We start from the raw sequence: 19,082 nt of genomic DNA, 5'->3' as shown, positions 1-19,082 counted from the left end.
ACAGTGCACTGACAGGTGAACGGGCCCCAGGCGTGCCGATGGATCGTTACCGTGAGAATGTGCCGAGCGTCGATCGACGCACATTGCTGAAAGCCATTGCGGTCGGAGTGTTGGCGGCGACGACCCGGCCGGCGCCAGCCCACGCCGCGCCCACCGGGCGCATACCGCCGCCCGATGGCGTGCTCACCCGGTTGCCGGGTGACGGAAACCTGTTGGCGCTCACCATCGACGACGGTGCCAGCATCGCTGTGGTGTCGGCGTTCGCCCAGTTCTGCCGCGACAGCGGCACCCGGATGACGTTCTTCGTCAACGGCGCCAACGCCTCATGGTCGGTCAACGCGCCGCAGTTGCGGCCGATGGTCGACTCCGGCCAAATCCAGCTGGGCAACCACACCTGGTCGCATCCCTACGTCACGCGGATCAGTCCGGGCGCGCTCATCGACCAGATCCAGCGGAACAAGGACTTCCTGCAAAACGCCTACGGCGTCGATGGCACCCCGTACTTCCGGCCGCCTTACGGTGTGCACAACGCGGCGACCGACAAGATCGCGGCCGATCTGGGCTACCCGACGATCACGTTGTGGAGTACGACGATCGGCGACTCCAGAGTGGTCAACGAGCAGCAGCTGATCAACTACGCCAAGCAGGCGTTCACCGGCCAGCAGATCGTGCTCGGCCACGCCAACCTACCGCCGGTCACGCACACCTATCCGCAACTGCTCGACATCATCGCCAGCCGCAACCTGCAGACGGTGACGCTCAACGACGTGTTCGGCTGAGCCTCATGCGTCGGTGAGCAGCTTGAGCGCCCCGGCTGCGAACGCCTCGGGATCTTCGAGCTGCGGATAGTGGCCCAACCGCGGCAGCTCGATCACCGGCGCGGTCGGCCGCAGCTCGCGAAGCCCGTCGAGCACGTTCGTCGTGGCGACGGGATCCCGCAATGCCCAGAGGAACCCCAGCGGTTTCGGCCAGTCGCGCACCGCCCCGTGCCAGCGCTGCGCGTACCGCACACGCTCGTCGAGATAGGAAATCAACAGATGGGCAATGCGGTGACCGTCGTTGTGCGACAACAACGCCCACTGCGCCGCGGCCTCTTGCGCCGACAACGGATGGTCGTCGCTGAACAGCCTGCCGAACCCACGGGTGAAGCCCCGGCGGTTGACCAGTCGCGCGAACGCCGGTCCCAGCCGGCTGCGCAGGATCTTCTGACTCGGCCGCAGGCTGGCCCGCGCCAGAATCACGCTGCCGTTGGAAAGCACCGCGCGTTGCAGCTCAAAAGGCAAGCGGCCGTGAAGATCTCGTGCGAGCAGCTCGGTGGTCACCGAGGTACCCATGTCGTGGGCGAGCACCACGACCGGCCCGTCGGTGACCTCGTCGACAACCGCCTGCACCAGATCGGCTTGCTCGAGCAGGCTGTAGTGGTGCGGCCTGGGCTTGTCCGACAGGCCGAAGCCCAGAAAGTCCAGCGTCAGCCACGCCCGGCCGGCCAGGTGCGGAACGACTTGGCGGAAGTCATAGGAGCTGGACGGAAAGCCGTGCAACAGCAGGATGGTCGGGCCGGCGCCCGCCTGAGAGCGGACGAACACCTGGCCTGCGCTCGTCTGGATGAAGCGCCCGCCGTCGCGCCACTCGGCCACGCTTGGTGGAAGCACCTTCGGGACACTAGCCCCCGAACTGACTTATTCCACGCTTTTCACCGCAGCGCGTGGATCAACTCCACACTCGGCGATGTTTCAGGCGAACGCCTCCACCGGCGGGCAGGAGCACACCAGATTGCGGTCCCCGTACGCCCCGTCGATGCGGCGCACCGGCGGCCACACTTTCGGCCGGAACCCCTTGCCCAGCGGATACGCAGCCTGCTCGCGGGTGTACGGATGCTCCCACTTGTCCACCATCAAGCAGGCCGCGGTGTGCGGTGCGGCGCGCAGCGGGTTGTCCTCTGCGGGCCACTCCCCCGCCCCCACCTTGTCGATCTCTGCGCGGATCGCGATCATCGCGTCGCAGAATGCGTCGACCTCGGCCAGGCTTTCGCTTTCCGTGGGCTCGACCATCAGCGTGCCGGCTACCGGGAAGCTCATGGTCGGCGCATGAAAACCATAGTCCGCCAAGCGCTTTGCTACATCGTCGACAGTGACGCCGGTGGCCTTGGTGATGCCACGCAGATCCAGGATGCACTCGTGGGCCACCATGCCGTTCTCGCCGGTGTACAGCACCGGGTAGTACTCGTCGAGCCGGCGTGCGATGTAGTTGGCCGACGCAATCGCCGTCAGCGACGCCGCGCGCAGGCCCGGCGCGCCCATCATGCGGATGTAGGCCCATGTGATCGGCAGGATCGACGCCGAGCCGTAGGGCGCCGACGACACCGGCGGCGCGTCCGACATCTCGTCGGCGAGCGGGTGCCCGGGCAGATACGGCCGCAGGTGCTCGCGCACCGCGACGGGGCCCACACCAGGACCACCGCCGCCGTGCGGGATGCAGAACGTCTTGTGCAGGTTGAGATGGCTGACGTCGCCGCCGAACCGGCCCGGACGGGCCAGGCCCACCAGTGCGTTGAGGTTCGCGCCGTCGACGTAGACCTGCCCACCTGCGTCGTGCACCGCGGCGCAGATCTCCGCGATGTCGTGCTCGTAGACCCCGTGCGTCGATGGATAGGTGATCATCAGTGCCGCAAGGTCATTCGCGTGCTCGGCCACCTTGGCCCGCAGATCGTCGAGGTCCACATCCCCGTTCGGGCGGCACGCGACCACCGCCACCCGCATACCCGCCAGCGCGGCCGACGCGGCGTTGGTGCCGTGCGCGCTGGACGGGATCAGGCACACGTCGCGGTGCGGCTCGCCGCGCGCGGCGTGGTAGGCGTGGATGGCGAGCAGTCCGGCGTACTCGCCCTGCGAGCCCGCGTTGGGCTGCAGCGACACCGCGTCGTAACCGGTCATCTGCGCCAGCCAGCTCTCCAGGTCAGCGATCAGCCGCCGCAGGCCCGGGGTATCCGACGCCGGCGCGAACGGGTGCTGACGGGCGAACTCAGGCCACGTGATCGGTTCCATCTCGGCCGCGGCATTGAGCTTCATCGTGCACGATCCCAGCGGAATCATGCTGCGGTCCAACGCAATGTCCTTGTCCGCCAGTGTCCGCAGGTAACGCATCATCTCGGTTTCGGTGCGGTAGCGGGTGAACGCCGGGTGAGTCAGGAATTCGCTTGTACGCGAAGCGATTTCGGTTCCGGCGAACGACTCGTCGACCGGCTCGGCCCCGAATGCGGCGAGCACCTGATCGACGTGGCTGTCGGTGGTCGCCTCGTCGCACGACACAGAAACGTGGTCGTCGTCGACCACCCAGATGTTGATGCCCCTGGCTTTCGCCGCATCACGGATCTCGGCGGCGCGGCCTGGCACGCGGGCCAGCACGGTGTCGAAGAACGAGCGGTGCACCACCTCCACGCCCGCAGCTGCGAGTCCACCGGCCAGCCGGCGCGCGTGCCCGTGGACGCGGCGGGCGATCGCAGTGAGCCCGTCGGCGCCGTGGTAACTGGCATACATGGCGGCCAGCACCGCCAGCAGCACCTGAGCCGTGCAGATGTTGCTGGTCGCCCTGTCGCGGCGGATGTGCTGTTCGCGGGTCTGCAGCGACAGGCGGTATGCAGGCGCGCCGTCGGCGTCCAGCGACACCCCGACCAGCCGGCCCGGCAGCTGGCGCGCGTGCTTGCTGTGCACGGCAAGGTATCCGGCGTGCGGGCCGCCGAAACCCATTGGCACGCCGAACCTTTGGGCGCTACCGAACGCCACGTCGGCGCCGATCTCCCCCGGCGGGGTGACGAGCGTCAGCGCCAGCAGATCGGCACCGACCGCCACCATCGCGCCGCGCTCGTGGGCCTGCGCCACCAGGTCAGTCCAGTCGACCACCGCGCCGCTGGCGCCGGGAAGCTGCGCGATCACGCCGAAGAACTCGCCGTCGGGAAGGCCGTCCGTCAAGTCGGCCGTGACGATTTCGATGCCCAGCGGCGTTGCGCGGGTGGCCAGCACAGCGGCGGTCTGGCGATAGATGTCGACGTCCACGGCCAGTCGATGCGAGCTGCCGCGCGTCGCGCGGTGCATCAGCGTCATCGCCTCGGCGGCGGCCGTACCTTCGTCGAGCATCGACGCGTTGGCGATCTCCAAGCCGGTCAGGTCGGCGATCATCGTCTGAAAATTCAGCAGCGCCTCCAGCCGGCCCTGGCTGATCTCCGGCTGGTACGGCGTATAAGCCGTGTACCAGGCCGGGTTCTCAATGAGGTTGCGGCGCAACACCGCTGGGGTCAGCGTGTCGAAATAGCCCTGCCCGATCATTGAGACCGCGACGGTGTTGGCGTCGGCGAGACGGCGCAGCTCCGCCAGCGCCTCCTCCTCGGTGGCCGGAGGCGGCAAGATCTGCAGGCCGGGCGCCGCTTCGCCGTCGAGACCATCGAAGATCGCGGTGGGAATGGCCTTTTCTGCCAGCTCCTCGAGAGAGTTCACACCGATGACGCTCAGCATTGTCGCGATGTCGTCGGGGTTTGGGCCGATGTGGCGGTCGGCGAAACTGGTGGACACGGGCGGGCTCCTGACGATAGACGACTGGTGCCCTCTCCCTCTGTCTTCGACCCGGTAACCGGGCGCCTGAGAGATTCGGCCTGCGCCTTTCCCCATCGGCGGGTGATGACGCCCGTCATCACCGCTTTCCAGAGGCATCGTGTCCCGTCGCGGTCCGGGGGCCTGAGAGGTTGACGGAGAGGTATTGCTCCTTCGGCGTTCGTGACTGGCGGCCACGAAACTCTCCCGCTTCCGGGCGATGCGGGTGCCAGTCTACCCACCTACCGCGAGCGTGCGCGTCTGCGCATCGACACGCCGGGAAATGTGGACAACCGCGCACGCTGGCGCGGGACTGTCAGCCGATCTTGCGGTCGCGGTGCTTGCGCCGGGTGGCCAATTCGTCTTCGGGCGTGGCGATCGACTCACCGCCGTCGGCGCGCTCGCCCGGGAAGTCGGCGATCGCGCCGGTGAGTTCACGCATCGCGCCGCTGACCGCGATGCCGAACACTCCTTGGCCGCCCTGCAGCAGGTCCACCACCTCTTCGGCCGACGTGCATTCGTACACCGTGGTGCCGTCGGAGAACAGCGTGATGTTGGCCAGGTCCTGCACGCCGCGCCGACGCAGGTGGTCGACCGCGACGCGGATGTTCTGCAGCGAGATGCCGGTGTCCAGCAGCCGCTTGACGATCTTCAGCACGAGAATGTCTTTGAACGAGTACAGCCGCTGGCTGCCGGAACCGGCAGCACTGCGAATCGACGGCACCACCAACGAGGTCCGCGCCCAATAGTCGAGCTGGCGGTAGGTGATGCCGGCGATCTGGCATGCGCTGGGGCCGCGGTAGCCGACGAGCTCGTCGGGAATCGAATCATCCGGGAACAGACCGGGCTGCACCGGCTCGCTGGACGCGCTGTCACTTGCTTTCAGGTCCAGCTGCTCTTGACGTGGATGGTCATCCACTGTCCTACCTCCCGCCTGTCGCGTTGGCTATCGACTGGCCATCGTTCGCGTTACGGCTCGAGTTGCTCGAGCATACGCGTCGGGCGGGCCGCTGCGCCTGCCGTTACCGCCAAAATTATGGCGGCTGAAAGGACCGGTCAATGTGACCGCCACCCGCGTGTCGGAGCGGCTCGGACAAGTTGAGACGCTTCCGTGATCAGCTCCGCGCTCAGGTCGCCTTGAAGTCATCCGGTGAGACGCTGTCGAGGAACTCCTTGAACTTCTCGACCTCTTCTTCCCGCACGGCGCCCGAGGACTCCTCGTCGTTCTCATCGGGAATCAGCAGGCCCGCCTCCGCGAGCACCGCCTCCTCCACGTAGATCGGCGCGCCCACGCGCAGCGCGATCGCCACCGAGTCCGACGGCCGCGCCGACACCTTGATGTTGCGGTCGAAGATCAGGTCGGCGTAGAAGGTGCCCTCCTGCAAGTCGACGATGCGCACCTCTTTGAGCGAATGGCCAAGCGCGGCAATGACATCTCGGATCAGGTCGTGGGTCAGCGGACGCGCCGGCTCGACGCCCTGCTGTTCCAGCGCGATCGCCGCCGCCTCGGACTGACCGATCCAAATAGGCAGGTAGCGATCGCCGTTGGCCTCTCTCAGCAACAAGACCGGCTGGTTCTGCGGCTGCTCAACGCGTATGCCGACGACCCGAACCTCACCCATATGCGCCTGCCCTCCGCATGTGACGAAGCCAGTTGAAAGACTTCGCCGCCAGTCTAATCCTCAGCGGTCGAGAACGTCGCGCACAGCCGACTTCACCAACGCCGTGTGCAACGTGATCGCCAGCGCGGCAACCTCACGGGCCAAGTCGTCGGCCCGGTCGCGCGCGCCGGTCTTGCCGCCCTTGCCCACCGGTCCGGCGATCTGCGCGATGAGGTCGGACTGCCGGTCGGCAGCCGAGCGGAACGCCCGCAAGTGCCTGGGCTCGACACCGAACTCGCTCAGCGCAGCCGCGCACCGCAGGATCACCACGTCGTCCTCGTCGAAGAATCCGGCGGGACCCGCGATCACCACCCCGGCTTTGGTCAGCGCGGTCAGCAGGGCGTCGTCGACGCCGGCCCGCTCGAGGAGGTCTTCACGGCTGAGCCGGACCTGCGCCGCTTCGACCGCGCCGTCACCGTCGGCCGCCGCGCCGTCCAGCGTGCCGGCGACCGTCGTCAATCGCGGTGCGGCGAAGGCGAACCCGGCCGACTGCGGCAACTCGCCGTCGGGTTGGGCATCCAGATGTGCCTTGATCACCTTCAGCGGAAGGTAGTGGTCGCGCTGGGCGGTCAGGATGTAGCGCAGCCGCGCGCAGTCGTATGCAGTGAACCTGCGGTATCCCGATGCGCTGCGCTGCGGGGTGACCAGCCCCTCCGCCTCCAGGAACCGGATCTTCGAGATCGTCACGTCAGGAAACTCCGGCCGGAGCAGGTCGAGCACCGCTCCGATGGACATGCCGGCCAGGGCGGGCGTCTCGGGGGCGCTCACGGGTTTACCCGGATCCGGTTTCGCCGTCGTCGCCCTTCGGGCCCGTCAGGAACACCAGGCGGAACTTGCCGATCTGCACTTCGTCGCCGTTGGCCAGCACGGCTGAGTCCACCGGTTCGCGGTTGACGTAGGTGCCATTGAGGCTGCCGACGTCCACGACCTGGAATTCGCCGTTCTCCAGCCGAAACTCGGCATGGCGGCGCGACACGGTCACGTCGTCGAGGAAGATGTCGCTGTCCGGATGCCGGCCCGCCGACGTCACGGGCTGATCGAGCAGAAAGCGCGAGCCCGCATTGGGTCCGCGCTTGACGACGAGCAGTGCCGACCCGCTGGGCAGGCCCTCGACGCCGCCCACCGCGGTATCGGCACCCGGGCTGGCGGGCGCGTCCAGCTCGTTGAGGAAGTCCGCGCGAAAAACGGAGGTCGTTTCCACGGTGACTTCGTCAGACGTCTGGTCTGCCCCAGAATTCGAGTCCTTGTCGGTCACCCGCTGCTCCTCCTGGCTGTTCTGGCGGCTGCTTTCGTGGCCGCGGTTTCCAGCGATTTCGTCAAGCCGACCTGCGCCCTGCTCCTCAAACCGTACCCCGAGGCCTCGGTTATTGTGCCCGCCCTGTTCGTATCAAGGCGGGGGTGTCCGCGAGGTCAATTCCGTCCGTGAACCCTAACAAGTCGCCTCATTCGGTGATCGTGTTGCGGTAGCCTTCGGCGTCAAGCAGCGCGGAGACGCCTTCGTCAAGCGCGGAGGATTCGGCCTGCAACTCCACCAGCCAGCCGCCACCGTACGGCTCGGAATTCACCAGCTGCGGATTGGCTTCCAAATCACCGTTCACAGCAACGACTTTCGCCGAGACCGGCGCATACAGGTCGGACACGGACTTGGTGGATTCCACTTCGCCGAAGGGCTCACCGGCCGTCACGGTGGCACCCACCTCGGGCAGCTGGACGTACACCACGTCCCCCAGCGACGACTGCGCGAAGTCGGTGATTCCCACCCGTACGGTGTCGGAGCCCGTGCGGCGCACCCACTCGTGTTCGGCGGTGTAGTGCAGGTCAGGCGGGACTTCGCTCACGGGGCTCCTCAACTCTGGTTATGTTGGCTCAGCTTGCCGGCGGTCATTTGACGGGCTGAGCGTATTGGCGCGGTTTCGGTTGCCGCAAGGCGGTCACGTCGACGCGGTCGGACTGCTGCATCGTCATGGTGCCGCCCACCCGCTCCACGCTGTCGACGGCGCCACCGGGAATGTTCACCGCAGCCGCCAACGTCGGCGGGTCCCCAATGGCCACAACGGAATACGGGGCGGTCAGGGTTTGCCCGTCCACCGACAAGACACCCGCGCGGCCGCCCACCCAGGTGTCGACGCCCACTCGCACCGCCGCGCCGCCTGACGCCCCGCGGATCTCCATGGCCTCCGCCCCGGCGGCCCGCAATTCGTTGATGACGTCGATCATCGTCTCGGGAGACACGCCGCTCACCGGGTCATCGATCGTCAGCGTTACCCCAGGACCCGTCGCTGCCACTGTCCCCACCAAGATCGACAGCGCCGCGAGGCGGTCTTGCGCGTCCGCGACGGCGGCCTGGTCGCTGTTGCCCGACGCCCTCAACGCGGTCAGCGTGCGCTGCAGGTCAGACACCTCTTTGTTCAGCGTCGCCTCGCGCTGTTGCAGCGAGTCCAACAGCACCACCAAATCCGCGGGCCGGGCGGATTCCAATGCGTCACCGGACTCCGTCTGGCGGACCTGCGTAGCGATGGCGACGCCCAGGACCAGACACAGCAGCACAGCCAGCGTCCCGAACACCGTCAGACGTCGGCTTCGCGGCGGCTTCGCATCGACGGGAAGCTCATGACGCCCGTGATGGGACGGCTCGGCTTCGTGCTCGCTCATGCCTTTATGACCTCATGCCCTCATGCCCTCATGCCCTCATGCCCCGAACAGTTTGCGCCGCAGTGCCGCGGTGTTGCCGAAAATGCGGATGCCCAGCACCACGATGATCGCGGTGGACAGCTGCGTGCCGACGCCCAGTTGATCGCCCAGGTACACGATCAGCGCTGCGACCAACACGTTGAACACGAACGAGACGACGAACACCTTGGAATCGAAGATCCCGTCTAGGTACGCGCGCAGGCCGCCGAAGACCGCATCCAGCGCCGCCACCACGGCGATCGGCAGATAGGGCTGCACCGCGTCAGGCACGCTGGGGTGAAACACCAGGCCCAGCACGATTCCGACGGCCAATGCCGCAATACCGATCACTGCTGCCGCCTCCTTCTCGTCCAAGCGCTCATCGAGTCTTCTCGCTCATCCGATCGGCTTGGCGTACTTGACTTCTCGGCTTCCGGCCGGCGGGACAGTCAGCGACTCGGCGGTGCTGACCGTGACGCCGACGCCGTAGGACACCTGCAGCAGTCGCACGCGCTGAAAGCCTGCACTGCGCTCGAATCCGTCCTGCATCGCATGCGCCGGCCCGATCGCCACGATCGTGTATGGACTGCTGATCGGCTGATTGTCGACCAGGATCGCCCCGCCCGCTTGCCGGATCGTGACGTTGGGACCGATCCGCACCCCGCCGACCGCGACCGCCTCGGCGCCCGCCGCCCACAACGAGTTGACCACCAGCTGCAGGTCGCGGTCGAGGACCGCCTGCCGGCTGCCGGGGATGCGCTGCTTGGACACGTCGGACAGATCAGGAGTCACCCCGGGGTCGCTCATCGTCACAGTCAGCCCCGGGCCCGTCACCGCCGTCGACCCGCCCGGGACCACGAGTTCGTCGAGCCGGCGCAGCAATTCGCGGCCTTCCGCGTCACCCTCCAGCCGGCTGCGCCGCATGCTGTCGACCTCGCGGGACAGCTGGGCTCGCTGTGCGCTCAGCGCGTTGGCACCCGCCTCCGAAGACCGCACGCTGTTCACCAGAACCTGCTGGGTTTCCTTGACGCCAGGCGCCGTGGAGCGCGCTTGCGCGACGGCCGCAGCGAACACCAGCGCAATCAGCAGTGCGGCCACGGCCTGCCATACCCACGCCGCCCAGCGAGGCCGAGATGTCGTGCCCGCCCGGCGTTCGGCGGCCGCGGCGGCGTAACCGGGGTCGAGGTGTTCCGACAGCAACGACCGCAGCAGCGACGGCACCGGGTTGAACTGAGGCTGGCCGGCTTCGTGTGCGCTGAGCCCGGCGTGCGGGTCATAGCCGCCGAGAGCCCGGTCAGTCATGTGCCGACTGCCCTCCCGGCACTGGGCGTCGGCCCGTCGCAGCCACTTTCGGCATCCGGCGCAGCACTAGAACGAACTGGACGCCGTAGAGCACGAAGCTCCACAGGTACAGCGCAAAGCCCCAGATCGCGAATCCCCACCCGATGGCCAGCACGACGTGGCTCCACAACCCGTCGAACTGGCCCAGCAGAATCAGCGGAAAGCCGGACATCAGCGCGAACGTCGCACCCTTGCCGATGTAGGTCACCGGCAGCCCGGTCAGGCCGCGGCTGCGCAGGGCGGGCAGCGTCGCGGCCAGCAGCGCGTCGCGGGCAATCAGTGCGATGACAAACCACCATGGCGCAAAATGACTGAGCGCGAAGGCAATTGGGACCGCAAGCATGTAGATCCGGTCCACGGTCGGGTCGAGCAGCTCGCCGAGCCGAGAGGATTGGTTCGCCAGCCGCGCAATCTTGCCGTCCAGCCAATCCGATGCGCCGGAGAACATCAGGATGCCGGTGGCCCATGCGTCGGCGTGCTCGACGAGCAGCAGCCACAAGAACACCGGCACCAACGCCAGTCGCAGCACGCTCAGCGCGTTGGGCACCGTCAGCACCCGGCCTTGCGGCTCCCCGGCCGAACGTCGCCGGCCTTGCGGCTCCCCAGTCGGATGTCGCCGGCCTTGCGGCTCCCCGGCCGAACGTCGCCGGCCTTGCGGCTCCCCGGCCGAACGTCGCCGGCCTTGCGGCTCCATGCCGCGAACTTTAACGGAATATGCCAGGCAGGCTCAGCGCGGACAGAGTCTCGTCGGCCAGCGGGTTGTCGTGCACCATGTACGTCCACGTCGACGTCGGCCGCGCGAGCTTCGACAAGTCCAGCCCCGGCTCGTCTTCGGTGACGTTGGCGGTCTCGAAAGTCTGCTGGGCCGCCTCGATCGCGTCGGCCGCCAGCGACGCGAACGCGTCGACGGCCATCCGGTGGAATTCGTCGAGCGGGTTCTGCCGGCCCAGCGCGCGCAGGTGGATGCTTTCTCGGATGTCGGCGAGGTACGCCAGATGGTCTGCCCAGCCGCGGTCCAGGTGATACAGCATGATCAGCCGGCAGATCCGCTCCAACTGCTCCTCGGAGAGCTGCTGCGAGAGCTCGCCGTAGCGCTCCGGCGAGCGCTCCTCGAGTTCCTCGCGCGCGGTCGGGGTGCGCAGCAGCGTGTTGCGGCGCTCGACGATGATCGCGCGCTGCTGGGCGATCAGTTCGTTGTAGCGCCAGGTGTTGGCGTGCACGTCGAGAAGCTTGCCTTCGGCGACCCGCTGGGCGTGGTCCAGCAGGCCAGCCGCTTTGGGGCTGACGACGCGGCCGTCCTCGTCTGTCTCGGTGGGCAGCTTGGACGGATCGAGGTTCGCGGTGACGACGTCGTCCTCCCAGCTCGAGAAGAACACCGACGACCCCGGATCGCCCTGACGCCCGGCCCGCCCGCGCAGCTGGTTGTCCAGCCGCTCGGTGTGGTGGCGGCCGGTGCCGATGACGTGGAGGCCGCCCAGCTCGGCGACTTGATCGTGGTCGGCTTCGTCGGACCCGCCCAGCCGGATGTCGGTGCCCCGGCCGGCCATCTGGGTCGACACCGTCACCGCGGCGAGCTTGCCCGCCTCGGCGATGATCGCTGCCTCCTCCGCGTCGTTCTTGGCATTGAGCACAACTGCCGGCACGCCGGCCTTGACCAACTTTTCGTGCAGCTCTTCTGATTCGGCGACGTCACGGGTACCGATCAGCACTGGCTGCCCCGTCGCGTGCACCTCTTTGATGTGTTCGACGATCGCGTCGTTCTTCGCGGCGGCCGTGATGTACACCCGATCCGCCTCGTCCTCGCGGATGTTGGGCCGGTTCGGCGGTATCGGCGACACCCCGAGCCGGTAGAACTGGCGCAGCTGTTCGCCGGCGGCCAGCGCGGTGCCGGTCATTCCGCACACGGTGGGATACCGGTTGATCAGCGCCTGCACCGTGATGGTGTCGAGCACCTCACCGGTCTCCGTGGTCTCGATGCCCTCCTTGGCCTCCACAGCCGCCTGCAGCCCGTCCGGCCAGCGTTGCAGCTGCGCGATCCGCCCCCGCGACGCATTGATCAGGTGCACCGCGTCGTCGCGCACGATGTAGTGCACGTCTCGCTGCAGCAGCACATGCGCGTGCAGGGCCACGTTCACCTCGGTGAGCGTGGTGCCGACGTGCTCCTCCGAGTACAAATCGATCCCACCGAGTTTCGCCTCGACCTTCTGTGCGCCCGCCTCGGTGAGGTGCACGTTGCGGCTGTCGGCGTCGGTGTCGTAGTCCTTGCCGGGGATCAGTTCGCCGACGAGCCGGATGATCTCCAGCTTCGGCGTCTCGCGGTGGGTGGTGCCAGCCAACACCAGCGGCACCAGCGCCTCGTCGACCAGCACAGAGTCGGCCTCGTCGATCAAAGCGACGTCCGGATTAGGAGACACCAGATCCTCGACGTCGGTGACCAGCTGGTCGCGCAGTACGTCGAAGCCGATCTCGTTCACCGAGGCGTAGGTGACGTCGCATTTGTAGGCGGCGCGCCGTTCGGCCGGCGTCGATTCGGCGGCCACCCAGCCGACGGTCAGGCCCATCGCCTCCAGCAGCGGGCCCATCCATTCCGCATCGCGGCGGGCCAGGTAGTCGTTGATGGTGATGACGTGCACGTGGCGGCCGGCCAAGGCGTATCCGGCGGCAGCGATCGCACCGGACAGCGTCTTGCCTTCACCGGTGGCCATCTCGATGACGTCTCCAGCCAGCATCCGCAGCGCGCCCAGAAGCTGCACGTCGAACGGGCGCAGGTTGGTCGTGCGCTCAGCTGCCTCGCGGGCGATCGCCAGGAACTGCGGTATGTCGCGTGACTCGGCAAGGTCTTCGAGGTCCAGTAGTTTGGCGGCCTTGCGCAGCTGATCGTCGTCGAGATCGGCTGCTTTCTTGTCGAACTCCGCCGACTGCTCGACCTGCGCCAGTGAGCGGTTCTGGTTCTTCTCGGTGCTGGCCCCCAGCAGCTTCCAGAATCTGCTGCTCAGGCGGCCCGGCTTGGTGCTGCTCGATTTCGCCACGCCCCAACCCTACGTTTCTGTGCCGAGCGGGCGTGTCTGCCCGGCGACACGCGGTACCAGCCGTGCAACCACGCACCCTCGCGCCCCCGCGGCGCAAGTGCCTAAGCCAGAACTGAGCGCCGCGGATAGGCGACCGCAGGGTCGGTAAGCACGTTGACCACGGCCGGCAGCCCAGCGCCGAACGCCCGCTGCAGCGCCGGTCGAAGCTCGGCCGGCGTGGACACCAGCTCGCCGTGTCCGCCGAGCGCTCGCACCACCTCGTCGTAACGTGTGCCGGGCCGCAGCTCGGCGACCACCGAATATCCGTACAACATCTCCATCGGGTGTTTCTCCAGCGCCCAGATGCCGTTGTTGCCGATCACCGACACGACTTGAATGTCGTGGCGCACCAACGTGTCCCACTCCATCCCTGAGAACCCGAACGCGCCGTCGCCCTGAATCAGCACCACTTGGCGGTCCGGCCGCGCGAGCTTGGCTGCGAGCGCGTATCCGGGGCCGGAGCCCAGGCAGCCGAAGGGTCCGCTGTCCAGCCATGCGCCGGGTACGTAGCTGTCGATCATGCGCCCGGCGTAGGACCCGAAGTCACCAGCGTCGATGACGACGATCGCGTCGCGGTCGAGCATGGGCATCAGTTCCGCGTAGACGCGCATCGGATGCAGCGGCGCACGATCGTCGGACAGTTCGGCCTGTTCAGCGGAGCGGGCAGCCGTCTCGGCGGCGCGCAGGTCGGCGATCCACGCCTCGTGCCCGGGCGAACGGGCTTCGGCGAGCGCCGACAATGCCTGGGTCAGGTCGCCGTAGAGCTCGGCCGCCGCTGCCCTCGGATGCGGTCGGCCCGGTTTGGCGCGGTCGGCGACGATCAGTTGGGTGTCGGCACCGAACACCCCGCCGAAGCCAAGCCGGAAGTCCATCGGAACGCCGACGACGAGCGCGATGTCGGCCTCCTTCAACGCCCGCGAGCGTGCCCGCGAGAACGCCAACTCGTGGTCAGCGGGCACCACGCCGCGAGCCATGCCGTTCATCAGCACCGGGATGCGAGCCACCTCGGCCAGGCGCAGCAGCGCCGCCTCGGCATGTCCCCACCACACGTTGGTGCCGGCCATGATCACGGGCCGCTCGGCTGTGGCCAGCAGATCCGCGGCCCGCTGCAGCGCGTCGCCGTCCGGTGAGGGCCCGCGCGACACGTCGGCAAGCGCGCCCGGCAGGCCCTCGTCAGGCGCCTCCGAGAACACGTGGTCCATCGGGAAGTCGACGAACGCTACGCCGGACGGCGCCGTCACCGCAGCACGCAACGCCTCGTCGACGAGCGTCGACGTGGTTTGTGGCGACGTGGCCGTGGCCGCGAACCGGGCAAGCGGCGCGACGAACGGGACGTGGTCGATTTCCTGCAGCGAGCCCTGCCCCCACCGCAACGCGGGCGCGCGGCCGCCGAGCACCACCAGCGGCGACTGGTTCTGCTGCGCCGCCGCCATCGCACTCATGCCGTTGGTCACGCCCGGCCCGGCGGTCAACGCTGCCACGCCGGGGATGCGTGTCACCTTCGACCAGCCTTCGGCGGCGAACGCCGCGGTCTGCTCGTGGCGGGTGTCCACCAAGCGGATGCCCTCGCTGCGGCAGCCGTCGTATAACGAGAACAAGTGGCCGCCGGACAGCGTGAACACGGTGTCGATGCCGCTGGCCTTGAGGCGGCGGGCAATCAAGCGGCCGGCGTGCACGGTGGCGGGAGCGTCGATGCTCATGACGGTGAGCCTAGATGCCGCTGCCGCGCTGACGAGTCGCCGCTGCGGTAGCTTCGCCGCAAGGTCGCCGTCGCTGCGTCCGCCGGACACAGCCGCACAGGAGATACGCCGTTGGATGAGTTGACTCCGTTCGAAACCTCGATCAATTGGGGTCAGGAGATTTGGACTTCGTTGTGGTGGGTCAGCAAGGCGTGGGCGATCAGTGCCGTCTGCACGCTGCTGGGAGTGGTTCTGCTACTGACGCTGACCACCTGGGGAAGACAGTTCTGGCGCGTCACCAAGGGCTACTTCACCGGCGCCCCCAGCGTGCGGGTATGGCTGTGGCTTGCTGTGTTGCTGCTGCTGGTGATCCTCGGCGTGCGCCTCAACGTGCTGTTCAGCTATCAGAGCAAGGACATGATGACCGCCATCCAGACCGCGGTCCAAGGCATTGCAGCCGGCAACACGGCAGTCAAAGACTCAGGGGTGCATGGCTTTTGGGTGTCCCTCGGAATCTTTTGCATCATGGCGGCGCTGCATGTGGCCCGCACGATGCTCGACCTGTTCCTGATGCAGCGCTTCATCCTGGCCTGGCGGATCTGGCTGACCGAGGAGCTCACCGGCGACTGGCTGGACGGCAAGGCCTATTACCGGAGCCGGTTCATCGACGACACCATCGACAACCCGGATCAGCGCATCCAGTCCGACATCGACATATTCACCACCGGCGTCGGCCCGCTGCCCAACACCCCGACCAACTCGACTGGCAGCACGCTGTTGTTCGGCTCCGTGTCGTCGATCGCGTCAGTGGTGTCGTTCATTCCGATCCTGTGGAACCTGTCGGGCACGCTGACGCTCTTCGGTATCGACATCCCGCGGGCGATGTTTTGGACGGTGTTCGTCTACGTGTTGTTCGCGACCGTGGTCGCGATCTGGATAGGCCGTCCCCTCATCCGATTGAGCTTTCTCAATGAGAGTTTCAATGCCGCATTCCGGTATGGGCTCGTACGGCTACGGGACGCCGCCGAGGCAGTGGCGTTCTATCGCGGCGAGCGGGCCGAGCGCGTGCAACTGAGACGCCAGTTCGACCCGATCGTCTCCAATTACAAGAAGTACGTGAACCGCAGCGTCGGATTCAACGGGTGGAACCTGTCGCTGAGCCAGACGATCGTCCCACTGCCCTACCTGTTGCAGGCGCCGCGTCTGTTCTCCGGTGAGATCAAGCTGGGCGACGTCACCCAGACGGCCACGGCGTTCGGCAACATCCACGACTCGCTGTCGTTCTTCCGCAACGTCTACGACTACTTCGCCGGCTACCGCGCCGCCATCCTTCGCTTGCACGGGCTGGTGGTGGCCAACGAGGAGGGCCGTGAATTACCTAGTCTCACAACGGAAGACAGCGCCGGCTCGGTCGAATTGCGTGCTGTCGAGGTGCGCACGCCGACCGGCACCCAGCTGGTCGAGCCGTTGACACTGCGGCTGGCGCCCGGCGACGGGCTGGTGATCGTCGGCAAATCCGGCACCGGCAAGACCACGCTCCTGCGCAGCTTGGGCGAATTGTGGCCGTACACCTCCGGCGTGTTGCGCTGCCCGGGCGGCGGCACCAACCAGACGATGTTTCTGTCGCAGCTGCCGTACGTTCCACTGGGGGACCTGCGCGCGGTGGTGTCGTATCCCGCCGAGCCGGGCGAGTTCACGGACAAGCAGCTGCAGGAGGTGCTCGTCAAAGTGGCCCTTCCCCACCTTGTCGGGCGGCTCGACGAATCAGACGACTGGGCCAAGGTGCTGTCGCCAGGCGAGCAGCAGCGTGTGGCGTTCGGCCGCATTCTGCTGAACAAGCCCAAGGCGGTGTTCCTCGACGAGGCGACCTCGGCACTAGACGAGGGCCTGGAAATGATGCTGTACCAACTGCTTCGGCGCGAGTTGCCGCAATGCATCGTGGTGAGCGTCAGCCACCGGCCTGCCGTCAACCAGTACCACGACCAGCAGTTGCACCTACTCGGCGAAGGCGAATGGCGACTCGGCCCGGTGGAAAAGGAGAAGGAGCCGGTCTAACGCGCCTTGTGCCGTGCCGGATCGCGTCTACCGCTTGCGCTGCTGTGCAGCATGCGTTCCGGCGCGGCGCCCGAAGAACGACCCCTCACCCAGCTGCGTGCCGCTGGCATAACCCTTGCCGTCCTGGGCGATGTTCGACGCGCACGCGCCGGCCGCATACAACCCACGGACGACGCTGCCGTCGTCACGCAGCACCTCGCCGTCGATCGAAACCGCGAGCCCTCCCATCGTGAACCCCGAATACATGGCCCGGCCGAGCGACAGGTCGAACGCTGCCCACGGTCCTTTGTCTTGCGGCGCAACGTATTCCGGTTGTTTGTGGAAGTCGGGGTCTTCGCCGCGGGCGGCGTTCTCGTTGTAGCGGTTCAGCGTGGCAACCAGATTGCCCTCCGGAATCCCCAGCGCCTGTTCCATTTCCTCGACGGTCTCCCAGCCGTCGATGAACCGGATCAACGGCATGGGCGGCATTTCCGTATGGGCCTCGTCGACGATCAGGTACGCCTCGGCGTCGGGTTGCTCCATCACGAACGCCGACGTGCGCGAATGGTAGGAGTCCTCGGCGACGAACCGCTGGCCGAGCTTGTTGACGATGATCCCGGTGAGCAGGATTTCGGGCGGGTAGGCCGCCGCGGTGATGAACATCTGGTCCATGTTCTTGGCGACTCCGCCGGCCGACACCCCCAGCCGGATGCCGAGCCCGTCGTCGTTCGGGTTGCCCAGAATGTAGGGCTCCACTTCGCCGTGATGCTTGGTGCGTCGCTTCTGCCCGAGCGCGGGCGTGTACTGCGCCACCATGTCATGGTTCATCGCGAATCCGCCGGCGGCGATGACCACTGAATTCGCCTTCACCGCACCGGTTTCGCCGAAATGCTTCCATCGCACCCCGACCACCGCACCGTCGTCGTCGACGATCAGGTTGGTCGCCCCGGTCTCGTAGCGGATCTCGACGCCCAGTTCGTCGGCGCGTTTCACCAGCAGGTCGATGACCATCGCGGCGCCGCCCAGTTCGCCGGGAACCGGCACAGAGTGCCCACGCGGAGCCGGCTTGGCTTGCTCGATGAACGGCCACACCTTTTCGTTGCCGGTGTAGGACAGCCCTTCGGTGTTCGGCGGGACGATGATCTTGCCGGGATAGAAGCTGCGCTCGAACTGAAAGCCCAAGTCTTCCAGCCAGTTGAAGTGCTCGACACTGCCCTCGCAGTACGCGCGGATCTTGTCGTGCTCGGGATCTCGCGACACCGCGACCAGATACTTGTACATCTCCTCGGGTGAATCGTCGTGGCCCGTCGCTTTCTGCACGGCGGTGCCACCACCGAGATAGAAGTGGCCGCCGGCCATGGCGGACGTTCCGCCGGCTGCCGACGCCTTCTCGAGAACTAGCACCCGCGCGCCGTCGGCCGCGGCGCTCACCGCTGCGCTTCCCCCGGCGATGCCGAATCCGATGACCACGACGTCGACGTCGTCGGACCATTCCTCTACGTCGGCGGCGGCAAGGGTGGGCGGGATCTCCGTGGTCACTGCTGCTCCTGCTTCAGTTGGTCGAAAAACGCGCGAATTTCGGCGGGGATCCACGCGATCTCCAGATACGGCACGCCGGCCGCGGGCGCCGACACGTACGCGAAGCGGATGCCGCCGGGCATCTCGCCGCGCAGCACCACCGGCGCACCGTCGCGTTCAGCATCGTCGAGCGCCGCGGCGAAGGCGGCCTCGTCGTCGGCTTCGATGCAGATGTGGTGTAGGCCCGAGCCGCTGTCGCGGAGGAATTCGGTGTAGATGCTCTCGCCAGAGACCGGTGCGATGAGCTCTAGTTGGAGGTCACCGGCGTAGCTCAACGAGATATCGGCGACGAAATCCGCGGGCTCGCCCCGGTATGTGCAGGTGTCGGGGCCGAATCGCACTCCGGGTATCCGCGCCCACTTCTTGGTGCCCAACAGGCTGTTCAGCGCGTTCTCGGTGGCGTCGAGGCCGGTGGTGACCCAGGCAACCTGGACAGGTGTTCGGACAGCAAGACTCATTGTCTCGCCA

The 19,082-nt window shown here is 67.1% G+C and carries 17 protein-coding genes and 2 riboswitches; of the genes, 2 read left to right on the top strand and 15 right to left on the bottom strand.

Annotation, left to right across the window (positions count from 1 at the left end):
- The first annotated feature begins 59 nt into the window (after positions 1-59).
- Positions 60-779 (top strand): polysaccharide deacetylase family protein, encoded by a 720-nt coding sequence (locus AC5Y39_RS07360; protein ID WP_500016871.1) that lies wholly within the window; start codon positions 60-62, stop codon positions 777-779.
- Between the two features lie 3 nt (positions 780-782).
- Here the strand turns inward: AC5Y39_RS07360 and AC5Y39_RS07355 are convergent, their stop codons facing one another.
- From AC5Y39_RS07355 to AC5Y39_RS07295, 13 genes are all read right to left on the bottom strand, one after another.
- Positions 783-1,652, bottom strand: a complete 870-nt coding sequence (locus AC5Y39_RS07355) for an alpha/beta fold hydrolase (RefSeq protein ID WP_500016873.1) — start codon at positions 1,650-1,652, stop codon at positions 783-785.
- An 81-nt stretch (positions 1,653-1,733) separates the two neighbouring features.
- Complete coding sequence (gcvP, locus tag AC5Y39_RS07350) at positions 1,734-4,565, bottom strand: aminomethyl-transferring glycine dehydrogenase (RefSeq protein WP_500016875.1); 2,832 nt, start codon at positions 4,563-4,565, stop codon at positions 1,734-1,736.
- Positions 4,566-4,595: 30 nt separating this feature from the next.
- Positions 4,596-4,705: riboswitch (glycine riboswitch) on the bottom strand.
- Positions 4,706-4,803, bottom strand: a riboswitch (glycine riboswitch).
- 96 nt (positions 4,804-4,899) lie between these two features.
- Positions 4,900-5,502: a MerR family transcriptional regulator gene (locus AC5Y39_RS07345; protein ID WP_500016877.1), complete on the bottom strand. Its 603-nt coding sequence runs from the start codon at positions 5,500-5,502 to the stop codon at positions 4,900-4,902.
- Positions 5,503-5,710: 208 nt separating this feature from the next.
- The gene (locus AC5Y39_RS07340; RefSeq protein WP_500016879.1) at positions 5,711-6,205 is read right to left on the bottom strand and encodes a bifunctional nuclease family protein; all 495 of its coding nucleotides are present in this window, start codon (positions 6,203-6,205) and stop codon (positions 5,711-5,713) included.
- 60 nt (positions 6,206-6,265) lie between these two features.
- Positions 6,266-7,012, bottom strand: a complete 747-nt coding sequence (gene ftsR / locus AC5Y39_RS07335) for a transcriptional regulator FtsR (protein WP_500016881.1) — start codon at positions 7,010-7,012, stop codon at positions 6,266-6,268.
- Positions 7,013-7,016: 4 nt separating this feature from the next.
- Positions 7,017-7,499 (bottom strand): glycogen accumulation regulator GarA, encoded by a 483-nt coding sequence (garA, locus tag AC5Y39_RS07330; RefSeq protein ID WP_499908507.1) that lies wholly within the window; start codon positions 7,497-7,499, stop codon positions 7,017-7,019.
- A 187-nt stretch (positions 7,500-7,686) separates the two neighbouring features.
- On the bottom strand, positions 7,687-8,082 hold the full coding sequence (gcvH, locus tag AC5Y39_RS07325; protein ID WP_500016883.1) for a glycine cleavage system protein GcvH: 396 nt from the start codon (positions 8,080-8,082) through the stop codon (positions 7,687-7,689).
- Positions 8,083-8,125: 43 nt separating this feature from the next.
- Complete coding sequence (locus tag AC5Y39_RS07320; protein ID WP_500016885.1) at positions 8,126-8,896, bottom strand: DUF881 domain-containing protein; 771 nt, start codon at positions 8,894-8,896, stop codon at positions 8,126-8,128.
- A gap of 36 nt (positions 8,897-8,932) precedes the next feature.
- The gene (locus AC5Y39_RS07315; protein WP_500017085.1) at positions 8,933-9,265 is read right to left on the bottom strand and encodes a small basic family protein; all 333 of its coding nucleotides are present in this window, start codon (positions 9,263-9,265) and stop codon (positions 8,933-8,935) included.
- A 45-nt stretch (positions 9,266-9,310) separates the two neighbouring features.
- Entirely contained in the window at positions 9,311-10,216 is a 906-nt protein-coding gene (locus tag AC5Y39_RS07310; RefSeq protein WP_500016887.1) for a DUF881 domain-containing protein, read from the bottom strand.
- Positions 10,209-10,949 carry a CDP-alcohol phosphatidyltransferase family protein gene (locus tag AC5Y39_RS07305; RefSeq protein ID WP_500016888.1) on the bottom strand — a complete coding sequence of 247 codons (741 nt, stop codon included), beginning with the start codon at positions 10,947-10,949 and terminating at the stop codon, positions 10,209-10,211. Before AC5Y39_RS07305 ends, AC5Y39_RS07310 begins: the two co-directional genes overlap by 8 nt.
- 10 nt (positions 10,950-10,959) lie before the next feature.
- The gene (gene secA2, locus AC5Y39_RS07300) at positions 10,960-13,284 is read right to left on the bottom strand and encodes an accessory Sec system translocase SecA2 (RefSeq protein WP_500016890.1); all 2,325 of its coding nucleotides are present in this window, start codon (positions 13,282-13,284) and stop codon (positions 10,960-10,962) included.
- A gap of 101 nt (positions 13,285-13,385) precedes the next feature.
- Entirely contained in the window at positions 13,386-15,023 is a 1,638-nt protein-coding gene (locus tag AC5Y39_RS07295; RefSeq protein ID WP_500016892.1) for an acetolactate synthase, read from the bottom strand.
- 120 nt (positions 15,024-15,143) lie between these two features.
- On the opposite strand from AC5Y39_RS07295, the gene AC5Y39_RS07290 reads away from it, so the two are divergent.
- Complete coding sequence (locus AC5Y39_RS07290) at positions 15,144-17,057, top strand: ABC transporter ATP-binding protein/permease (protein WP_500017087.1); 1,914 nt, start codon at positions 15,144-15,146, stop codon at positions 17,055-17,057.
- Positions 17,058-17,084: 27 nt separating this feature from the next.
- Here AC5Y39_RS07290 and AC5Y39_RS07285 read toward each other — a convergent pair whose 3' ends face one another.
- Positions 17,085-18,575: an FAD-binding protein gene (locus AC5Y39_RS07285; protein ID WP_500016894.1), complete on the bottom strand. Its 1,491-nt coding sequence runs from the start codon at positions 18,573-18,575 to the stop codon at positions 17,085-17,087.
- Entirely contained in the window at positions 18,572-19,072 is a 501-nt protein-coding gene (locus tag AC5Y39_RS07280; RefSeq protein ID WP_500016896.1) for a VOC family protein, read from the bottom strand. Before AC5Y39_RS07280 ends, AC5Y39_RS07285 begins: the two co-directional genes overlap by 4 nt.
- Between the last annotated feature and the right edge of the window lie 10 nt (positions 19,073-19,082).

Source organism: Mycobacterium sp. NGS39, assembly GCF_059812765.1.
This window is presented reverse-complemented; position numbering and strand designations above follow the sequence as displayed.

Coding starts and splice junctions, on each gene's coding strand:
- AC5Y39_RS07340 (WP_500016879.1), bottom strand. CDS start 6,205: ATGGGTGAGGTTCGGGTCGTCGGCATACGCGTTGAGCAGCCGCAGAAC.
- AC5Y39_RS07320 (WP_500016885.1), bottom strand. CDS start 8,896: ATGAGCGAGCACGAAGCCGAGCCGTCCCATCACGGGCGTCATGAGCTT.
- AC5Y39_RS07310 (WP_500016887.1), bottom strand. CDS start 10,216: ATGACTGACCGGGCTCTCGGCGGCTATGACCCGCACGCCGGGCTCAGC.
- AC5Y39_RS07305 (WP_500016888.1), bottom strand. CDS start 10,949: ATGGAGCCGCAAGGCCGGCGACGTTCGGCCGGGGAGCCGCAAGGCCGG.
- AC5Y39_RS07295 (WP_500016892.1), bottom strand. CDS start 15,023: ATGAGCATCGACGCTCCCGCCACCGTGCACGCCGGCCGCTTGATTGCC.
- AC5Y39_RS07280 (WP_500016896.1), bottom strand. CDS start 19,072: ATGAGTCTTGCTGTCCGAACACCTGTCCAGGTTGCCTGGGTCACCACC.